Source organism: Streptomyces sp. OR43, assembly GCF_008042275.1.
Lineage (GTDB): Bacteria > Actinomycetota > Actinomycetes > Streptomycetales > Streptomycetaceae > Streptomyces.
In genome coordinates this window covers 144,351-161,164 of sequence record NZ_RDBK01000025.1, presented here as the reverse complement: position 1 = coordinate 161,164, position 16,814 = coordinate 144,351, and the positions used below count along the sequence as shown (strand labels likewise).

The 16,814-nt window shown below is 71.5% G+C and carries 14 protein-coding genes; 8 read left to right on the top strand and 6 right to left on the bottom strand.

Translation table 11 applies throughout. From position 1 onward, the window contains the following. Positions 1-5: 5 nt before the first annotated feature. Positions 6-2,276, bottom strand: coding sequence for an acyl-CoA dehydrogenase (locus tag EAO72_RS13505; protein WP_148017542.1), 2,271 nt, complete (start codon positions 2,274-2,276; stop codon positions 6-8). Positions 2,277-2,536: 260 nt separating this feature from the next. On the opposite strand from EAO72_RS13505, the gene EAO72_RS13500 reads away from it, so the two are divergent. After that, complete coding sequence (locus EAO72_RS13500) at positions 2,537-4,348, top strand: MFS transporter (protein WP_148017541.1); 1,812 nt, start codon at positions 2,537-2,539, stop codon at positions 4,346-4,348. Here EAO72_RS13500 and pepE read toward each other — a convergent pair. Together pepE and EAO72_RS13490 are read right to left on the bottom strand one after the other, a co-directional pair. Then, positions 4,311-5,039 (bottom strand): dipeptidase PepE, encoded by a 729-nt coding sequence (gene pepE, locus EAO72_RS13495; RefSeq protein ID WP_148017540.1) that lies wholly within the window; start codon positions 5,037-5,039, stop codon positions 4,311-4,313. The genes EAO72_RS13500 and pepE overlap by 38 nt on opposite strands. 127 nt (positions 5,040-5,166) lie before the next feature. Next, a complete protein-coding gene (locus tag EAO72_RS13490) occupies positions 5,167-6,000 on the bottom strand; it encodes an IclR family transcriptional regulator (RefSeq protein WP_148017810.1) in 834 nt (277 codons plus the stop codon). Positions 6,001-6,156: 156 nt separating this feature from the next. Here EAO72_RS13490 and EAO72_RS13485 point away from each other — a divergent pair, with 156 nt between their 5' ends. The 7 genes from EAO72_RS13485 to EAO72_RS13455 all read left to right on the top strand — a co-directional run bounded on the left by EAO72_RS13485 (position 6,157) and on the right by EAO72_RS13455 (position 13,913). Beyond that, positions 6,157-7,110 (top strand): DUF1177 domain-containing protein, encoded by a 954-nt coding sequence (locus EAO72_RS13485; protein ID WP_148017539.1) that lies wholly within the window; start codon positions 6,157-6,159, stop codon positions 7,108-7,110. Continuing rightward, positions 7,110-8,498 (top strand): cytosine permease, encoded by a 1,389-nt coding sequence (locus tag EAO72_RS13480; RefSeq protein ID WP_148017538.1) that lies wholly within the window; start codon positions 7,110-7,112, stop codon positions 8,496-8,498. Before EAO72_RS13485 ends, EAO72_RS13480 begins: the two co-directional genes overlap by 1 nt. Then, complete coding sequence (locus EAO72_RS13475; RefSeq protein ID WP_148017537.1) at positions 8,495-9,823, top strand: M20/M25/M40 family metallo-hydrolase; 1,329 nt, start codon at positions 8,495-8,497, stop codon at positions 9,821-9,823. Before EAO72_RS13480 ends, EAO72_RS13475 begins: the two co-directional genes overlap by 4 nt. A gap of 105 nt (positions 9,824-9,928) precedes the next feature. Next, positions 9,929-10,573 carry a class I SAM-dependent methyltransferase gene (locus EAO72_RS13470; protein ID WP_148017536.1) on the top strand — a complete coding sequence of 215 codons (645 nt, stop codon included), beginning with the start codon at positions 9,929-9,931 and terminating at the stop codon, positions 10,571-10,573. A 253-nt stretch (positions 10,574-10,826) separates the two neighbouring features. After that, positions 10,827-11,780, top strand: coding sequence for an N-acetylmuramoyl-L-alanine amidase (locus tag EAO72_RS13465; protein WP_148017535.1), 954 nt, complete (start codon positions 10,827-10,829; stop codon positions 11,778-11,780). A gap of 219 nt (positions 11,781-11,999) precedes the next feature. Next, a complete protein-coding gene (locus tag EAO72_RS13460; RefSeq protein WP_148017534.1) occupies positions 12,000-12,770 on the top strand; it encodes a DUF5336 domain-containing protein in 771 nt (256 codons plus the stop codon). Positions 12,771-12,902: 132 nt separating this feature from the next. Beyond that, complete coding sequence (locus tag EAO72_RS13455; protein ID WP_148017533.1) at positions 12,903-13,913, top strand: LLM class F420-dependent oxidoreductase; 1,011 nt, start codon at positions 12,903-12,905, stop codon at positions 13,911-13,913. Positions 13,914-13,931: 18 nt separating this feature from the next. On the opposite strand, the gene EAO72_RS13450 is transcribed toward EAO72_RS13455, so the two are convergent. The 3 genes from EAO72_RS13450 to EAO72_RS13440 all read right to left on the bottom strand — a co-directional run bounded on the left by EAO72_RS13450 (position 13,932) and on the right by EAO72_RS13440 (position 16,756). Beyond that, positions 13,932-14,732: an SAM-dependent methyltransferase gene (locus EAO72_RS13450; RefSeq protein WP_148017532.1), complete on the bottom strand. Its 801-nt coding sequence runs from the start codon at positions 14,730-14,732 to the stop codon at positions 13,932-13,934. 184 nt (positions 14,733-14,916) lie between these two features. After that, on the bottom strand, positions 14,917-15,918 hold the full coding sequence (locus EAO72_RS13445; protein ID WP_261991459.1) for an SGNH/GDSL hydrolase family protein: 1,002 nt from the start codon (positions 15,916-15,918) through the stop codon (positions 14,917-14,919). Between the two features lie 322 nt (positions 15,919-16,240). Beyond that, positions 16,241-16,756: a GNAT family N-acetyltransferase gene (locus EAO72_RS13440; protein ID WP_148017530.1), complete on the bottom strand. Its 516-nt coding sequence runs from the start codon at positions 16,754-16,756 to the stop codon at positions 16,241-16,243. Between the last annotated feature and the right edge of the window lie 58 nt (positions 16,757-16,814).

The following is a 16,814-nucleotide window of genomic DNA, read 5'->3' as shown; positions in this document are numbered from 1 at the left end:
TCCTCTCAGTCCCGCGGGAGGCCGAGGATGCGCTCGGCGACGACATTGAGCTGAACCTGGGTGGTGCCGCCCGCGATGGTGAGGCAGCGGGACATCAGGAAACCGTGCACCGCCCGCTCCCCCGCTCCTTCGCACACCGCCCCGTCGGGTCCGAGGAGTTCGAGGGCGAGTTCGGCGACCTTCTGCTGGTGGACGGTCTGGACGAGCTTGCGTACGGAGGCTCCCGCGCCCGGTTCCAGTCCGGAGACCTGCTGGAGCGTGGTGCGCAGGGTGATGCAGGCCAGGGCGTGCGCCTCGGCGGCCAGCGCCCCGATCCGGGCCCGGCAGGCGCCGTCTAGTCCTTCGGCGCGGCCGATCAGGGCCTCCAGGCCGGTGTCGAAGGCGACCTGGTCGGCCATGTGGACGCGTTCGTTGCCCAGGGTGTTGCGGGCGACCTGCCAGCCGCCGCCCGCCTCGCCGACGAGGGCGTCCTCGGGCAGCAGGACGTCGTCGAAGTACACCTCGTTGAAGAGGGAGTCGCCGGTGATCTCCTTCAGCGGGCGGATGTCGATGCCTTCGGTGTTCTTCATGTCCACCAGGAAGTAGCCGAGCCCCTGGTGCTTGGGCGCGTCCGGGTCGGTCCTGGCGAGCAGGATCCCGTGGTCGGCCCACTGGGCGGCGCTCGTCCACACCTTCTGGCCGTTGATCCGCCAGCCCTCGGGGGTCCGTTCGGCGCGGGTGCGCAGCGAGGCGAGGTCGGAGCCGGCGCCGGGTTCGGAGAACAGCTGGCACCACAGGAGTTCGCCGCGCAGCGTGGGCAGGAGGTAGCGGTCCTGCTGCGCGGCGGTCCCGTGTGCGATGAGCGAGGGCACCACCCAGGTGGCGATGCCCAGGCCGCTCAGCGTGACGCCCTGGTCGCGCAACTCCTGCTGCACAGCCAGTTGTTGTACGGGGCCGGCGCCCAGCCCGTACGGCTCGGGCAGGTGCGGGGCCGCGTAGCCGGTGGGGGCGAGGGCCCGGCGGGCGGCCTTCGGATCGAGGCCGCGGGCGGCGGCGACGGCGTCGCGGGCCGCCGAGCGGTGCGCGGCGGCCCGGGGCGGGAGTTCCAGGGTGAGTTCGCGGCGCGCACCGCCGGTGGCCAGGCGGACGGCTCGCTGGCGGTGGTCGTCCCCGGCGCCGAGCAGCTGCCGCGCCACGACGGCGCGGCGCAGATACAGATGGGCGTCGTGCTCCCAGGTGAAGCCGATGCCGCCGAGGACCTGGATGGCGTCCTTGGCGCAGCCGTACGCGGCGTCCAGGGCGGTCGCGGCGGCGAGCGCGGCCACCAGGCCCCGTACCTCCTCGGGCTCACCGGCCGCCCGGGCCGCGTCCCAGGCCAGGGCGCGGGCCTGTTCCAGGCGCACGAGCATGTCGGCGCACAGATGCTTGACGCCCTGGAACTGTCCGATGGGGCGGCCGAACTGTTCGCGGACCTTGGCGTGTTCGGTGGCCGTGTCCAGGGAGCGCGCGGCTGTGCCGCAGGCCTCGGCGGCGAGGAGGACGGCGGCGAGGTCGCGGACGACCCCGGAGCCGATGGGCAGGGCGCGTGCGGCGGGGACCAGGACCCCGTCGGCGCGGACCGCGGCGGTGGGCCGGGTGGGGTCGGCGCTGCGGTGCGGGCGCACGGTGAGGCCCGGCGTCGCGGTGTCGACGGCGAACCAGCGCGGGCCGGTGGCCGAGGCGGCGGGCAGCAGGAGCAGGTCGGCCTCGGCGCCGGAGAGCACCGGCGGCAGCTCGCCGTCCAGGAGGTGGCCGTCCTCGCGCTCGACGGCGGTGAGCGTGCCGGGGCCGAGCGCGACGGCCCCGATGCGGGTGCCGTCCACCAGGCCGCGCACCAGCTCACCGGCGCCCGTGGCGTCCGGGACGGCCTCGTGCGTGACAGCCTGATCCACGGCGGACCCGTGCGCGACGGCCTCACGCACAGCGGCCTCGCGCAGGCCGGTCCCGTCCGGGACGGCCTCGTGCAGGACGGCCGACGCGAGGGCGCTCGCCAGGTACGGCCCCGGCAGCGCGGCGCGGCCCGCCTCTTCGAGCACGACCGCCAGATCGAGGAGATCGCCGCCCCCGCCCCCGTACGCCTCGGGCAGATGGATGCCGAGCAGCCCTTGCTCGGCGAGACCCTCCCAGTACGCGGGGCGTTCGCCGGAGGCTTCCATGTCCAGGAGCTTGCGGATCTCTCCGGGCGGTACGGCGCGTGCCAGCCATCCCCGCACGGCCTGCGCGAGCTCCCTGTGTTCTTCGGTGATTCCGATGCCCATGCGGATCCTCGCCGGTCGCAGCCACTGGAACGGCGCAAGAGTAGAACACGTTCCAATCTGACGGAAGGTCAGATGGGCACGGATTCGGAGCGGACCGGAATCCGGGTAGACCGCCTTGACCTGTTCTTGCCCAATTCACCGGAATACCTCGGACATACGGAAGGTTGCACCGTGCACGCACTTGGCGGTCAGCGCTGTCCGCCGCAGGGACCGCGTCCCGCCCACACCCCTCCCTCTCCTGCCGCCCGGAGGCCGCACGCATGCCACGAACGACGTATGAACAGCCCGCCGCGGAGCTCCCTGATCCACGGACATCGAAGGCGGGCCGCGGGATCGTCCCCGTGCTCGCCTTCGCGGGCATCACCGTCGCGGTGATGCAGACCCTGCTCGTCCCTGTCATCAAGGACCTGCCCGTCCTCCTGCACACCGACCCGTCCAACGCGACCTGGGTGATGACCGCCACCCTGCTCGCCGGAGCCGTCGCCACCCCGATCATGGGGCGGCTCGGGGACCTCAACGGCAAGCGGAGGATGCTGCTGGCCAGCCTCGCCGTGATGGTGGTCGGCTCGCTGATCTGCGCCTTCACCGACGACCTCGTGATCATGATCGTGGGCCGTGCGCTCCAGGGCTTCGCCATGGGCGCCATCCCGCTCGGCATCGGCATCATGCGGGACGAGCTGCCGCGCGAGAAGCTCGGCTCGGCGATGGCCCTGATGAGTTCCTCGATCGGCGTGGGCGGCGGGCTCGCGCTGCCCGCCGCCGCGCTGGTCGCCCAGCACGCCGACTGGCACACCCTCTTCTTCGGCTCGGCCGGTCTCGGTGTCCTGGCCATGGGCCTGACCGTGCTCGCGGTGCCGGAGACCTCGCTGCGCGCTCCCGGGCGGTTCGACGTCACGGGCGCGCTCGGGCTCTCGCTCGGCCTGGTCCTCCTTCTGCTGCCGATCACCAAGGGCAGCGACTGGGGCTGGACCTCGGGCACCACGCTCGGCCTGATCGCCGCCGCCCTGGTGGTCCTCGTGCTCTGGGGCCTCTTCGAGCTGCGGAGCGACGCACCCCTGGTCGACCTGCGGACCACGGCCCGGCGCGAGGTGCTGCTCACCAACCTCGCCTCGATCATGGTCGGGGTCGCCTTCTACGCCGTCTCGCTGGTCCTTCCGCAGCTGCTCCAGCTGCCGACGTCGACCGGTTACGGGCTCGGCCAGTCCATGGTGGTCGCCGGGCTGTGCGTGGCCCCGCTCGGCCTGACGATGATGTTCGTCGCCCCGGTGTACGCCCGGATCTCCGCCCGGTACGGCCCCAAGACGACCCTGATGCTCGGCATGCTGGTCATAGCGGTCGGCTACGGGGCCGGGCTCGGCCTGATGTCCGCCGCCTGGCAGACCATCGTGATCGCGGTCCTGCTCGGGGCCGGTATCGGACTCGCGTACTCCTCGCTGCCCGCGCTGATCATCGGGGCGGTCGACGCCTCGGAGACGGGCGCGGCCAACGGCCTGAACACGCTGATGCGCTCGATCGGCACCTCGGTGTCCAGCGCGGTGATCGGCATGGTGCTGGCGAACACCTCGGTGCGGATGGGATCCGTCTCGGTGCCCAGCATGGAAGGGTTCCGGACCTCGTTCATGATCGCTACGGGCGCGGTGCTGGTCGGTCTCGTCCTGGCGGCGTTCCTGCCGTCGCCGCGGAAGTCCTCGGCGCCGGTGCTGCTGGCGAGCAGCGCGGCCGACGACGCCGCCCGCGAGGCCGGTGAGCCGCTGCCCGCCGTCCCGCACCCCTTCACCGGCTCCGAAGGCTTCCGCGGCCGGGTCCTGGAGGCGGACGGGACGCCGGTGGCCGGTGCCAACGTCACCCTGATCGACCGGCACGGCCGGCAGGCCGGGCTGACCACCACGGACGCGCAGGGCCGCTACGCGCTCGCCGCTCCGGGCAGCGGCAGCTTCGTCCTGGCCGGATCGGCCGCCGGATACGCGCCGCGGGCCCGGCCCGCTTCGTACCCGGCGGACGGGCCGGAGGGCGCGACCGATCTGGTGCTGACGCTCAGCGCACCGGAGCGTCGAACCGCGCTGCGGTCGTGAGCAGATGAGAGACGTCCGCCCCCACCGGGAGTTCCTGCGGCCGCGTGCCGCGGGTGAACAGCCGGGCGGGGCGGGCGCCCTGGACCCGGGCCTGGCGCCCGTCGACCCGCAGCCATGAGCCCTCGCGCAGACCGAGCACGGGGACGTCGTTCTCCTCCAGGAACTCGGTGAGCCGCTCCTCGCGGGTCTCGCCCTTGTGGGTGCTGGCCGGGTCCGGGTCCAGGTAGTGCGGGTTGATCTGGAACGGGACGAGGCCGAGGGTCTCGAAGGACGGCGGCTGCACGATGGGCATGTCGTTGGTCGTACGGAGGGTGGGCGCCGCCATGTTCGTCCCCGCGCTGGCCCCCATGTACGGGAGCCCTTCGCGCACCGCCTGGGTGACGGCGTCGCGCAGACCGGTCCGGTAGAGCGCGCTCAGCAGCCGGAACGAGTTGCCACCGCCGATGAACACGGCGTCGGACGCGGCGAGTTCGGCGACCGGGTCGGCGTTCTCGTGGACGCCGCGGACGCTGATGCCGGCCGGTTCGAGGGCGGCCCGGACGCGTGCGGTGTATGTGGTGTAGTCGGCGAGCGCGTACGGCACGAAGGCGAGGCGGGCGCCGGAGGGCAGGAAGGCGGTCACCGTGTCGAGGGCGTGTTCCAGGTAACCGCGGCCGTGCTGGGTGGAGTTGGAGAGCAGGAGCAGATTCACGGGGTTCCTCTTGTGGTTCGTTCTCTTGGGATCAGGTCGCGGGAGCCGGGGCAGGTGGTCCGGCGGCAGATGGCGTGATGCCGAGTCAGCCGGCCCGGGACCGGGCGGCAGATGGCCTGTTCCCGGGTCAGGTGGCCCGGGTCCGGCGGGCCTTGGGCTTCGGGCGTTGCGGCGGGTGGGTCAGGCGCCTCTCCAGCAGGTCGGCGGCCTGCCGCAGCGCGTCGAGACGGTTCTCCGGCGCCCCCTCGAACCGCTCCTTCGCGCCGCCGAGGCTGAGGCTGCCGTACGGTTCGCGCCCGAGGAAGACCGGCACGGCGACGGTCGCGATGCCGGTGTCGTACTCGCCGACCGTCCAGGCGTACCCCTGGGCGCGGACCTTCAGGAACTCCTGCTCCAGCAGGTCCGGATCGGTGACGGTCCGGTCGGTGAACCGGGCCATCGGGCGTCCCCGGAAGAGCCGGTGGCGCTGTTCGTCCGGCAGATAGGCGTAGTAGGACTTGGCCGTGGCCCCGGCGTGCGCCGGGTAGAGCTCACCGACCAGCGGGTAGTAGCGCAGCGGTCCGGCCTCGCCCTCCTCGGCGGCCACGCACCGCATGTGGAAGCTGTCCGGCAGACAGAACAGCACGGTGTCCCCCGTGACCCGGCGCAGTTCCTCCAGGACCGGCCCGGCCAGCAGCTCCAGCGATCCGGATCGCTCCCAGAGCCGGCCCAGGCGCAGCACGGCGGGGCCGATGCGGTAGCGGCGGGTGGCAGGGTCGGAGACCAGGAAGCCGCGCCCCGCGAGCGTGGCGAGCAGCCGCTGCGCCACCGAGGTGTCCCAGCCGAACTCCTCGGCGACCTCGGTGACGCCCCAGTCGGGCCTGGTGCGCTCGAAGGCGAGCAGCACGAGGAGCGCCCGGTCGACGGTTTGCAGCGCTCCGGCGGGGGTGCGCCGGTCCAGATCGAACTCCGCCATCGTCATCTCACCCATCTCACCATTCAGACCTGAATTGCAGATAACGGGAAACTGTTGCGCTCAACGCTATCCGATCCCGAATCTGCTCTCAGCACCCCGTCCGGCGCCCCACTCCCTGCCGGGCGCCGGACGGGTGTGACGGATGCGCGAGAAAGGCCCCCCATGTTGAAGTACGTACTGGACGTCGTCGGTCTCCTCGACGATCCCCAGGCCAACGGCAAGACGGTCGTCGAGTACCTCGACTCCGTGGCTGGGGCCGAGGGCTCGTCCGCGGAGGTCACCACGGTCGCCGGTGAGCGGGGTTCGACGGACTTCGTGATGGTCCGCATCCCCGGCTCCCGGGGACGTACGGCCGGAGGCACCGCCCGCACCCTGGGCGTCGTCGGCCGGCTCGGCGGCATCGGCGCCCGGCCCGAGGTGACCGGCATGGTCTCCGACGCCGACGGCGCGGTCTCGGCCGTCGCCACCGCCGCCAAGCTGCTCGACATGCGCCGCCGCGGCGACGTGCTGCCCGGCGATGTGATCGTCGCCACCCACATCTGCCCGAACGCGCCGACCGAGCCGCACGACCCGGTGCCTTTCATGGGCTCGCCCGTGGACATCGCCACCATGAACCGGCACGAGGTGACCGGCGACATGGAGGCCGTGCTCTCCATCGACACCACCAAGGGCAACCGGATCATCAACCACAAGGGCCTCGCCCTGTCGCCCACCGTCAAGGAGGGCTGGGTGCTCCGCGTCAACGAGCAGCTGGGCGAGCTGCTGGCCGTGGTGACGGGTGAGCCGTTGGTCACGTACCCCGTGACCACCCAGGACATCACCCCGTACGGTAATGGGGCACACCACATCAATTCGATCCTCCAGCCCTCCACCGCGACGGCCGCCCCCGTCATCGGCCTGGCCATCACCTCGGCCGCCGCGGTGCCGGGCTGCGGCACCGGCGCGAGTCACGAGAGCGACATCGCGTCCGCCGCCCGCTACGCCGTGGAGGTCGCCAAGGCCTACGGCGGCGGCCACCTGGACTTCCACGACGCGGTGGAGTTCGACAACCTCGTCAACCGCTACGGGTCGCTGGCTCACCTGCAGACCTTCGGCCGCACCCCCCAGGAGTCCTGATGGCAGCCGCCCCGCAGGCCGACGCCGTGGTCCAGGAGACCAAGAGCATCGGCAGCGACGACTACTCGCTCTCGCGCGTCCCGCGCGACAAGCGGTTCGGCTTCTGGTCCATGCTGCTCCAGTGGCTGGCCCAGTCCGGTTCGATCTCCCAGTTCACGCTGGGCGCCACCATCGGCGTCGGCATGACCTTCGGCGACGCCTTCCTCGCGTTCACGCTCGGCGCGGTGATCCTGGAGGTCGTGATCTTCGCGATCGGCCTGGCCGGCATGCGTGAGGGTCTCGCGACGCCGATGCTGACCCGCTGGGTGGGCTTCGGCCGCAACGGCTCCGCCCTGGTCAGCTTCGTCATCGCGGTCAGCCTCGTCGGCTGGTTCGGCGTGCAGAACACGATCTTCGGCAACAGCGTCTCGGCACTGGTCGGCGGACCGTCCTGGATGTGGTGCGTGTTCGCCGGCATCGCCATCACCGCCCTGGTGATCTTCGGCTTCAAGTACATGGCGAACTTCGCGAAGATCGTCACCCCGCTCTTCTTCGCGATGGTCGCGTGGTCCGTCATCACCACGCTCAACGACCACTCGTTCAGCGACCTGATCCACTCGCCGCCGCCCGGCGAGACGATCCCGCTGGCCGTCGCCGCCACCGCCATCGCGGGCGGCTACATGACGGGCGCCATCGTCTCCCCGGAGATGACCCGCTACAACAAGCGCGGCTCGCACGTCTTCCTGCAGAGCGCCTCGTCCATGATCCTGTCCGAGTACATCGTCGGTCTGACCGGTGTGCTGCTCGGCCACCTGGTCAAGAGCAACGAGGTCTCGCACATCGTGCTCTCCACCTCCGGCGCCTTCGGCGTGATCGTGGTCCTGATGTCCACCGCCAAGATCAACGACTGGAACCTGTACGGCTCCTCGCTCGGCGTCGTCAACTTCTTCCAGGTCGTCTTCGGCAAGCGCGTCCACCGAGGCGCGGTCACGATCGTCCTCGGCATCGCGGGCACGCTCCTGTCCGCGGTCGGGATCATGACCCACTTCACCGAGTTCCTGACGATCCTCGGCGTCGCCATCCCGCCGATCGGCGGCATCATCGTGGCCGAGTACTGGGTCGTGAAGAAGATGCGCAAGCCGCTCGACGACACCCGGGAGTCCGAGACCCTGCCGAAGACCTCGCCGACCTGGGTCCCGATGTCGATCGTCATCTGGATCGTCGCCTTCTGCGTCGGCAAGTTCTACGACGGCGGCATCCCGGCCCTGAACTCGCTGGCCACCGCCTTCGTCCTGTACAGCGTCCTCGGCCTGCTGGGCTGGGTGAGGCCGTACGGCACCTCCACCCTGGACGACGAGGACGCCGAGCTCCCCGCCGCCCGCACCACCACCTCAGTGGGAGCAGCATGAGCACCACCCCCGACCGCACCCCTCTGGTCCCGGCCTCCGACGAGGCCCAGGCAGAAGTCGTCGACCTCTGCGCCGAGCTGATCCGCTTCGACACCTCCAACCCGACGAGCAACGAGCGCGCGAGCGCCGAGTGGGTGGTGGGCCGCCTCGCCGAGGTGGGCATCGAGTCCGCGCTGATCGAGTCCGCCCCCGGCCGGGCCAGCGTCATCGCCCGGATCGCGGGCCGCGACCCCGAGCGCGGCGCCCTCCTGGTCCACGGCCATCTGGACGTGGTCCCCGCGGACGCCTCCGAGTGGCAGGTGCCGCCGTTCTCCGGCGAGATCCGGGACGGCTACCTCTGGGGCCGCGGCGCGATCGACATGAAGGACACGGTGGCCGTCATGCTGGCCACCGCCCGCCACTTCGCCCGCACCGGTACGCAGCCCTCCCGGGACCTGGTCCTGGCCTTCCTCGCCGATGAGGAGGCGGGCGGCAAGTTCGGCGCCCACTGGCTGGTCGAGCACCGCCCGGAGCTGTTCGCCGGGGTCACCGAGGCGATCGGGGAGGGCGGCGGGTTCTCCTTCGCCCTCGACGACACCCGTCGCCTCTACCCGATCGAGAACGCCCAGCGCGGTATGGCCTGGATGGAGCTCACCGCGACCGGCCGGGCCGGCCACGGCTCGTCCCCCAACGACGAGAACGCGGTCACCGACCTCGCGGAGTCGCTGACCCGGATCGGCCGCGAGACCTTCCCGATCCGGCTGATCGAGCCGGTCCGCGCGCTGCTGGAGGAGGCCGCCCGCCTCTACGGCGTCGAGTTCGACGAGAACGACATCGAGGGCAGCCTCGCGAAGCTCGGCCCGGTCTCCGACTTCATGCAGGTGGTCCTGCGCAACTCGGCGAACCCCACCATGTTCAACGCCGGCTACCAGACGAACGTGATCCCCGGGAAGGCGACCGCCCGCGTCGACGGCCGCTTCCTGCCCGGACACGAGCAGGAGCTGATCGACACGATCGACAAGCTGCTGCTGCCTTCCGTCAGCCGGGAGTGGGTCAACCACGACATCGCGATGGAGACGACGTTCGACGGCCCGCTCGTCGAGGCCATGTGCGACGCGGTACGCGCCGAGGACCCGGACGGCCACCCGGTGCCGTACTGCAACCCGGGCGGCACCGACGCCAAGGCGTTCACCCACCTGGGCATCCGCTGCTTCGGCTTCAAGGGCCTGAAGCTCCCGCACGACCTGGACTACGGGCGGCTCTTCCACGGCGTGGACGAGCGCGTCCCGCTGGAGGGCCTGCGCTTCGGCGTCCGCGTCATGACGCGGCTCTGGCAGAGCTGCTGACCCCGTCCCCTCTCGCGTAGCCGTACACCCCCGCCGACGTGGTCGGCGGGGGTGTACGGCACGATGGGGCGCCGTCGCATCGCCCCGTCCCACCAGGAGGAACCCGTGGCCGCCGAGCCCAAGCCGGAGATTCTCGCCGCGTTCCAGGCCGCCAAGGGCTTCATGCCGGTGGTCGAGGGACTCGCGCTGTACGCCGCCGCAACCGAGGCGGCCGCGCTAGGTCTGCCGCTGCTGGAGGTGGGCACGTACTGCGGGCGCTCCACCCTCCTGCTCGCCGACGCGGCGCGTGCGGCGGGCGTGACGGCGCTCACGGTCGACCATCACCGGGGCAGCGAGGAGCAGCAGCCCGGCTGGGAGTACCACGACCCCACGGTGGTGGACCCCGAGGTGGGCCGGATGGACACGCTGCCCACGTTCCGCCGGACACTGCACGCGGCCGGCCTGGAGGACCACGTGGTGGCGCTCGTGGGACGTTCCCCGCAGGTGGCGGCCGTCTGGGGCGGCCCGGTCGGCCTCGTATTCATCGACGGCGGTCACACGGACGAGCACGCGAACGGCGACTACGAGGGCTGGGCCCCGCATGTCGCCGAGGGCGGGCTGCTGGTCATCCACGACGTGTTCCCGGACCCGGCGCACGGCGGCCAGGCCCCGTACCGGGTGTATCTGCGGGCGCTGGCCTCGGGTGCGTTCACCGAGATCTCCGTCACGGACTCGCTGCGCGTGCTGCGGCGTACCGGGACGGGCATCTGAGCGCTCCGGTTCGCTACGGGGGGCGCCGGGGCGGGAACCCCGGCGCTCAGCACCCCGCACCCCGCGGCTCCGGTTCGCTGCGGCGGACCGGGACGGGAACCCGGGCGCTCCGCACCCCGCGGCAGGCTCCCCGGGGCCTGGCGCCCGGGGCGGGAGCCGGCCCCTCGACATGCCCCGGCAGGCCCCCCGAGCACGCCGGGGCGGAAATCCGAGCGCCCCGGACAGCGTGCGGGCTCCCGGATAGCATCGCCGGGTGCGTCACGACGAGAGTGTTCCCCCCACCCCCCGCCGCCCGAAGCCGGCCGCCGCGGCGGCGCTGACCGTGCTGTGCCTGGGCATCGGCCTCTCCGGCTGCGGCGGCGACAGCGGTGCGCAGGCGCAGCCCGGGAAGGGCGGCGACCCGGCCCCGTCCTCGACGTCCGCGTCCGCACCGCCGAAGGCCTCCCCGGCGACGCCGTCACCGGCGCGGACGAGCCCGGCCCCGCCGAAGAAGACCGCCACGCCCTCCCCCTCCACGCCGGAGACGGCGACCGGGCCGCTGTCCGGGAAGACGGTCGTCATCGACCCGGGCCACAACCCCGACAACCGCCTGCACACCGCCGAGATCAACCGCCAGGTGGACATCGGTACCACGCACAAGGAGTGCGACACCACCGGCACCTCCACCAACTCCGGTTACGCGGAGGCCCGGTTCACGCTCGACGTCTCGCACCGGCTGCGGACCCTGCTCCAGGCCCAGGGCGCGAAGGTGGTCCTGACGTACGACGGCGACCGGGCGTTCGGGCCCTGTGTCGACGAGCGGGCCCGGATCGGCAACAAGGCCGGAGCGGATGCCGTCGTCTCCGTCCACGCGGACGGCTCGGCGGTGGGCAATCGCGGCTTCCATGTGATTCTCCCCGCATCCGTGCGCGGCGGCGGCGCGGACACCTCGAAGATCGTGGGCCCCTCACGCGATCTGGGCACCCGGATCGCCGGGCTTTTCGTACGCGCTACCGGAAGCGCGCCTTCCAATTACATCGGCGGGAATACCGGTCTGGACACCCGCAAGGATCTCGGCGGACTCAATTTGTCGACCGTGCCCAAAGTCTTCATCGAATGCGGCAATATGCGTGATCCGAAGGACGCCGCCCTGCTCACCAGCGCGGGCTGGCGTCAGAAGGCCGCCCAGGGCATCGCGGACGGCATCAGCAGCTACCTCAACGGGTAGTAAGAGGTGGTTCTGCGATGAATTCGGGAGGATGCCCGCCCAAGGACCGGGCAGGGACACAACCCGCCCGGGCAGACGATAGATTCATCCGTACGATGGGGGGCCGCTCCCGAGCTTCGCGCCGTACCCACCGTACCGGTGGCAGCGACGACCGCCCCGACGAGACGACCGACTAAGGACCTTCACGTGAATATCCGCTCCCTCACTCGAGGCGATGGCGTGGTGATCGGAGCAGCGGTCGTGCTGTTCATCGCCTCTTTCCTCGACTACTTCGACTACGGAAGCACCAGCGTCGACGCGCCGAACTCCTGGGACTCCCTGGGTAACGCGATCGGTGTCTACATGGTCGGTGTGATCGGTGCCGCACTGATCGTGCTGTCCCGTTCGCAGCCGCAGCCGCGCAAGGTCGTCGGTCTCGACCTGGCCCAGTTCGGTGTCGCCGCCACGGTGTTCACCGCGTGGAGCCTGTTCTGGACGATCATCGACCTCGGTCAGATCGATGCCGGTGCCGGCCTGATCCTCGGCCTGATCGCCTCGCTGGCGCTGGCCGCGGGTGCGGTCGCCTCGCCGCTGCTTCCGGCGCTCAAGGCCCCGCTGGCGGGCGCCCCGAAGCCGCAGGCCGTGCAGCCGCCGTACGGTGGCCAGCCCGGTCATCCCGGCCAGGGCTACGGCTACCCGGGCGCCCAGCAGCCCTCGTACGGTGGCCAGGCGCCGGCGTTCGGCGGCCAGCCGCAGCAGCCCGGCCAGCCCGACCCGCAGCAGGCTCCGGCCCAGCAGGCGGCGCCCGCCGGGGACTTCACCCCGTTCTGGTTCGCCGTGCCGGTGGCCCGTCCGCTGTACGGCGAGGACGGTTCGCCGTCCCCGATCGCCGAACTGGCTCCGGGTACCTGGTACCTGGCGGTCGAGCAGCGCGGCCCGGGCCTCATCGCCCAGACGCAGGACGGCCGTCGCGGTGTGCTCCAGGACACCACGGGCATCCAGCGCGGCTGACGGCGAAGGCGCGACGGCGCCCACGCATCAGCGACAGCGGCCCCCCGCCCCTTCCGGGCGGGGGGCCGCTGTCGTACCCTCCGACTACACCTGACCCCCCGTCAGGCATCCGGTTCGTGGGAGGCGGCGAACATGCGGCTCGGACTCGCTCTCGGCTACTGGGGCCGCGGCCCGAACCCGGCCCACCTGGACCTCGCCCGCGAGGCGGAGGACCTCGGCTACGCCTCGGTGTGGACGGCGGAGGCCTGGGGTTCGGACGCCTTCACCCCGCTGACCTGGATCGCCGCCCACACCTCCCGTATCCGTCTGGGCACCGCCATCGCCCAGATGGCGGCCCGCACCCCGACCGCCACCGCGATGCACGCCCTGACCCTGGACCACCTCTCCGGCGGCCGGATGGTGCTCGGCCTCGGATTGTCCGGTCCCCAGGTCGTGGAGGGCTGGTACGGGCGGCCGTTCCCCCGCAGCCCGCTCACCGCGACCCGCGAGTACGTCGACGTGGTGCGCCAGGTCCTCCGCCGCGAGGCGCCCGTCGCCCTGGACGGGCGGTTCCACTCCCATCCGTACAACGGCCCGGACGCCACCGGGCTCGGCAAGCCGCTGAAGCCGATCACCCATCCGCTGCGCGCCGGACTCCCGGTGCTGCTGGGGGCGGAGGGCCCGAAGAACATCGCCCAGACCACCCGGATCGCGGACGGCTGGCTGCCGCTGTACTGGTCGCCGATGCGCACGGACGTGTACGAGGCGTCGCTGAGCGATCTCCCCGAGGGGTTCATGGTCGCGCCGATGGCCCGGGCACACGTCTGCGACGACGTCGCGGAGGGCCTGCTGCCGGTGAAGGCGATGCTCGGCTTCTACATCGGCGGCATGGGCGCGGCGGCCCGCAACTTCCACGCGGACCTGATGGCGCGGATGGGCTTCGCGGAGGAGGCGCGGCACATCCAGCAGCTGTTCCTGGACGGCCGCAGACAGGAGGCGGTGCTCGCCGTCCCGGACGCGTTCGCCGACGAGATCTCGCTGGTCGGGCCTCGTGAACGCATCGCGGAGAGACTGGAGTTGTGGCGCAAGGGCCCGGTCACCGACCTCCTGGTGACGGCACCGGACCCCCACACCCTGCGCGTACTCGCAGAACTCAACCAGTAACGACCGCTACCACCGCCCCTACCGCTTGGCGGCGACAAACCCCCACTGGTCGACCGGCTCACCGACGACGGGCTCCTCGGGCCGCCACAGGCTGATCGAGCCGAAGCCCGGCTCCACCAGCTCGAGTCCGTCCGCGAAGGTCGCCATGATCTCCTTGGGCCGCGAGATGTACGGCATGGCGCCGCCACTGGCGTACTCCTCGGACCCGGCCTCGGTCTCCGGGGTCCCGATCGTGTCGCACTGCATCAGATAGCTGCCCACGGGCAGCGCGTCCAGGTAGCTGCGGAGCAGCGCCGCGGCCTCGTCCGAGTCCGCGACGTGTCCCAGCGTCGAGAGCACCATCACGGCGACCGGCTTGTCGAGGTCCAGCGTCCGCGCGGCCTCGCGCAGCACCGTCTTCGCGTCCCTCAGGTCAGCGTGCACGTAGTCCGTCTTGCCTTCGGGGCGGCTGGTCAGCAGGGCCCGCGCGTGCGCCAGGACGATCGGGTCATGGTCGACGTACACGATGCGCGCCGTCGGCTCGACGTCCTGGGCGACCTCGTGCGTCGCGTTCGCCGTCGGCAGCCCGGTACCGAGGTCCAGGAACTGCCGTATCCCCGCCTCACCGGCCAGATAACGCACGGCCCGCGCCTGGAACGCCCGGGAGGCGCGCGCTATGTCGATGATCTGCGGGTACAGCTCCTCCATCGTCGCCCCGAGCCGGCGGTCCACCTCGTAGTTGTCCTTGCCGCCCAGCCAGTAGTTCCACACCCGCGCCGAATGCGGCGTGCCCGTGTCGAATACGTCCACCGGCGTCTGGGTGCCTTGCTCGTCAGTCATGGGCCCTCATCAAGTCGCACATCAGGTTGCGCGCACGACCCCCGTACCGCGCACACCCATGCTGACTCACCAACATCATCCGCACCAGCCCGAATGGGAGGCAACTGCCCTGCCCAGGAAGGAAGCAGAGGGAAACGACCCCAGCTCAGGGCACTGTCCGAGGTCCGGCGGTCCTCGCGTCGGATCACCATCCCGTCGGCAGGCTCCCGAGGAACGCGGCAAGCCGGTCGGCGATCAACCGGTCGTCCCGGGCCGAGGTGTGCCCGTCACATCCGAGGAAGTCCAGGCCCGACTGTTCGAGGTACCAGGAGCGGACCCCGCTGTCACCGGCGTCGTTGCGCGCCTCGACCACCTGCCGCACCTGCTCGGCGTTTCTGTCGAAGCCGACGGCCACGAGGGTGGTGCCGGAACCGTAGCGAGTCCGCAGATTCCGGAGGAACTCGCCGTAGGCGGTGCGGAAGGCGGCCGCGAGGCTGTCGGGCGTCCACGGTTCACCGGGGGTGAGGTCGGTGAAGTCGTTGGAGCCGAGGTTGACCACCACGATCTGCGGGCGCCACGTCCCCGGGTTCTGCCAGACGTCGCCCTCCACGTTCAGCAGGGCGCGGTCGTAGTAGGTCCGGTACGTGAGGTCCGGGCAGATACCGGCGACGTTGCGCACCATGCCGAGGCCGGAGAGGCCGTTGATCTGGTAGTCGGCGCCCAACCGCCGGGCGGTGAGGGCGCCGTGGCTCACGTCGGCGTTGGTGTTCCGCTTGAGCTGCTCGGGATCGCAGGCGCGGGTGCCCGAGACATTGCCGTAGCCCACCGTGAGGGAGTCCCCGATGAACTCGATCTGGCGGCTCCGGGGCGCCGGCTTGCCCAGTACGGCACCCCCGGGCGCGGCGGCGAAGCCCCCGAACGTGCTGGTGTCCCCCGGGGTGTCGTTGCGTTTGACGACCCGGACCGTGTGCTCGCCGTCCCGCAGGCCGTCGATCCAGTGCGTGATGCCGCCGGGTGTGACGAGGGTGGCGACGGTGGCTCCGTCGATCTGGACCTCGTAGTCGGCGGCCGCGCAGTCGAGCACCACCCCGATTCCGGTCCCGCGGAAGCGGCCCTCGAAATACACCCCGGGCCAGCTGAACTGCACCGTCTCCCCCAGGTCCCTGACCCGCCCTGCGGTGTGTACCTGCTCCAGCACACGCTTCACGGGGACCGCCTGCCTCAGTTCGTGCCTCGGGTCCTCGTCCACCGCCACGGGGACCACCGGGCGCCTCCCGCGGTCCGGATTCGGGATTCCTCCTTCGAAAGTCATCTGCGTGCGATCTCTCCGTTCCTGTGGCGCATGGCCGAGTCAGGGCTGAACGTCCGACATTCCACCCCTGAATGTCAACCAATTTGAAGGGAGATATAGCACGACAGGCACTTGTTCAGCGCGATTTGTCGGCCGAGGACCTCGGTCGGCGCGGTCCACCACGGCCGGTACCGGCCCACCGCCGTCACGCGATGGGCCGACCGGATTCCCGGGTCCGTCAGACGCCGAAGGGCGCCGGGTAGTGGATGGTGCCCGTCGGGACGGGAGCGGTGGCATCGAGGGCGAGGACCATCATGGCCTCGTCGGGAACCTCGAAGGTGGGGCGGATGCCGTGCCCCGAGGCCGGGGTGAACCCGAACCGCGGGTAGTAGTCCGGGTGTCCCAGGCAGGTGACGAGGTTCTCGCCCCGGTCGCGGGCGGCGTCGAGGGCGGCACGGATCGCGGCGGATCCCGCTCCCGTCTTCTGGTACGCGGGAAGGACCGCGCACGGCCCCAGTACGAGGGCTGGACTGTCGTCGATGTGGCAGCGGGTCAGCAGCGCGAAGCCCGCGACGGTGCCGTCCGGCGCTTCCGCGACCAGGGAGAGGCCGGGAATCCAGGCCGGGTCGGTACGCAGGGCCTCGACAAGGCCGGCCTCCAACGGGGTCGGGAACGCGCCGAGGTTGACCTCGCGGATCGCGCCGATGTCGGCGGCCGTTTCGGGACGGGTGGTCCAGGTGAGGGCGTTGTTCATGAGGAGAGGCTGGTCCGTTTCGCGAAGAGGAAAGGGGGCGGAGGTGTGCGCGGCGATC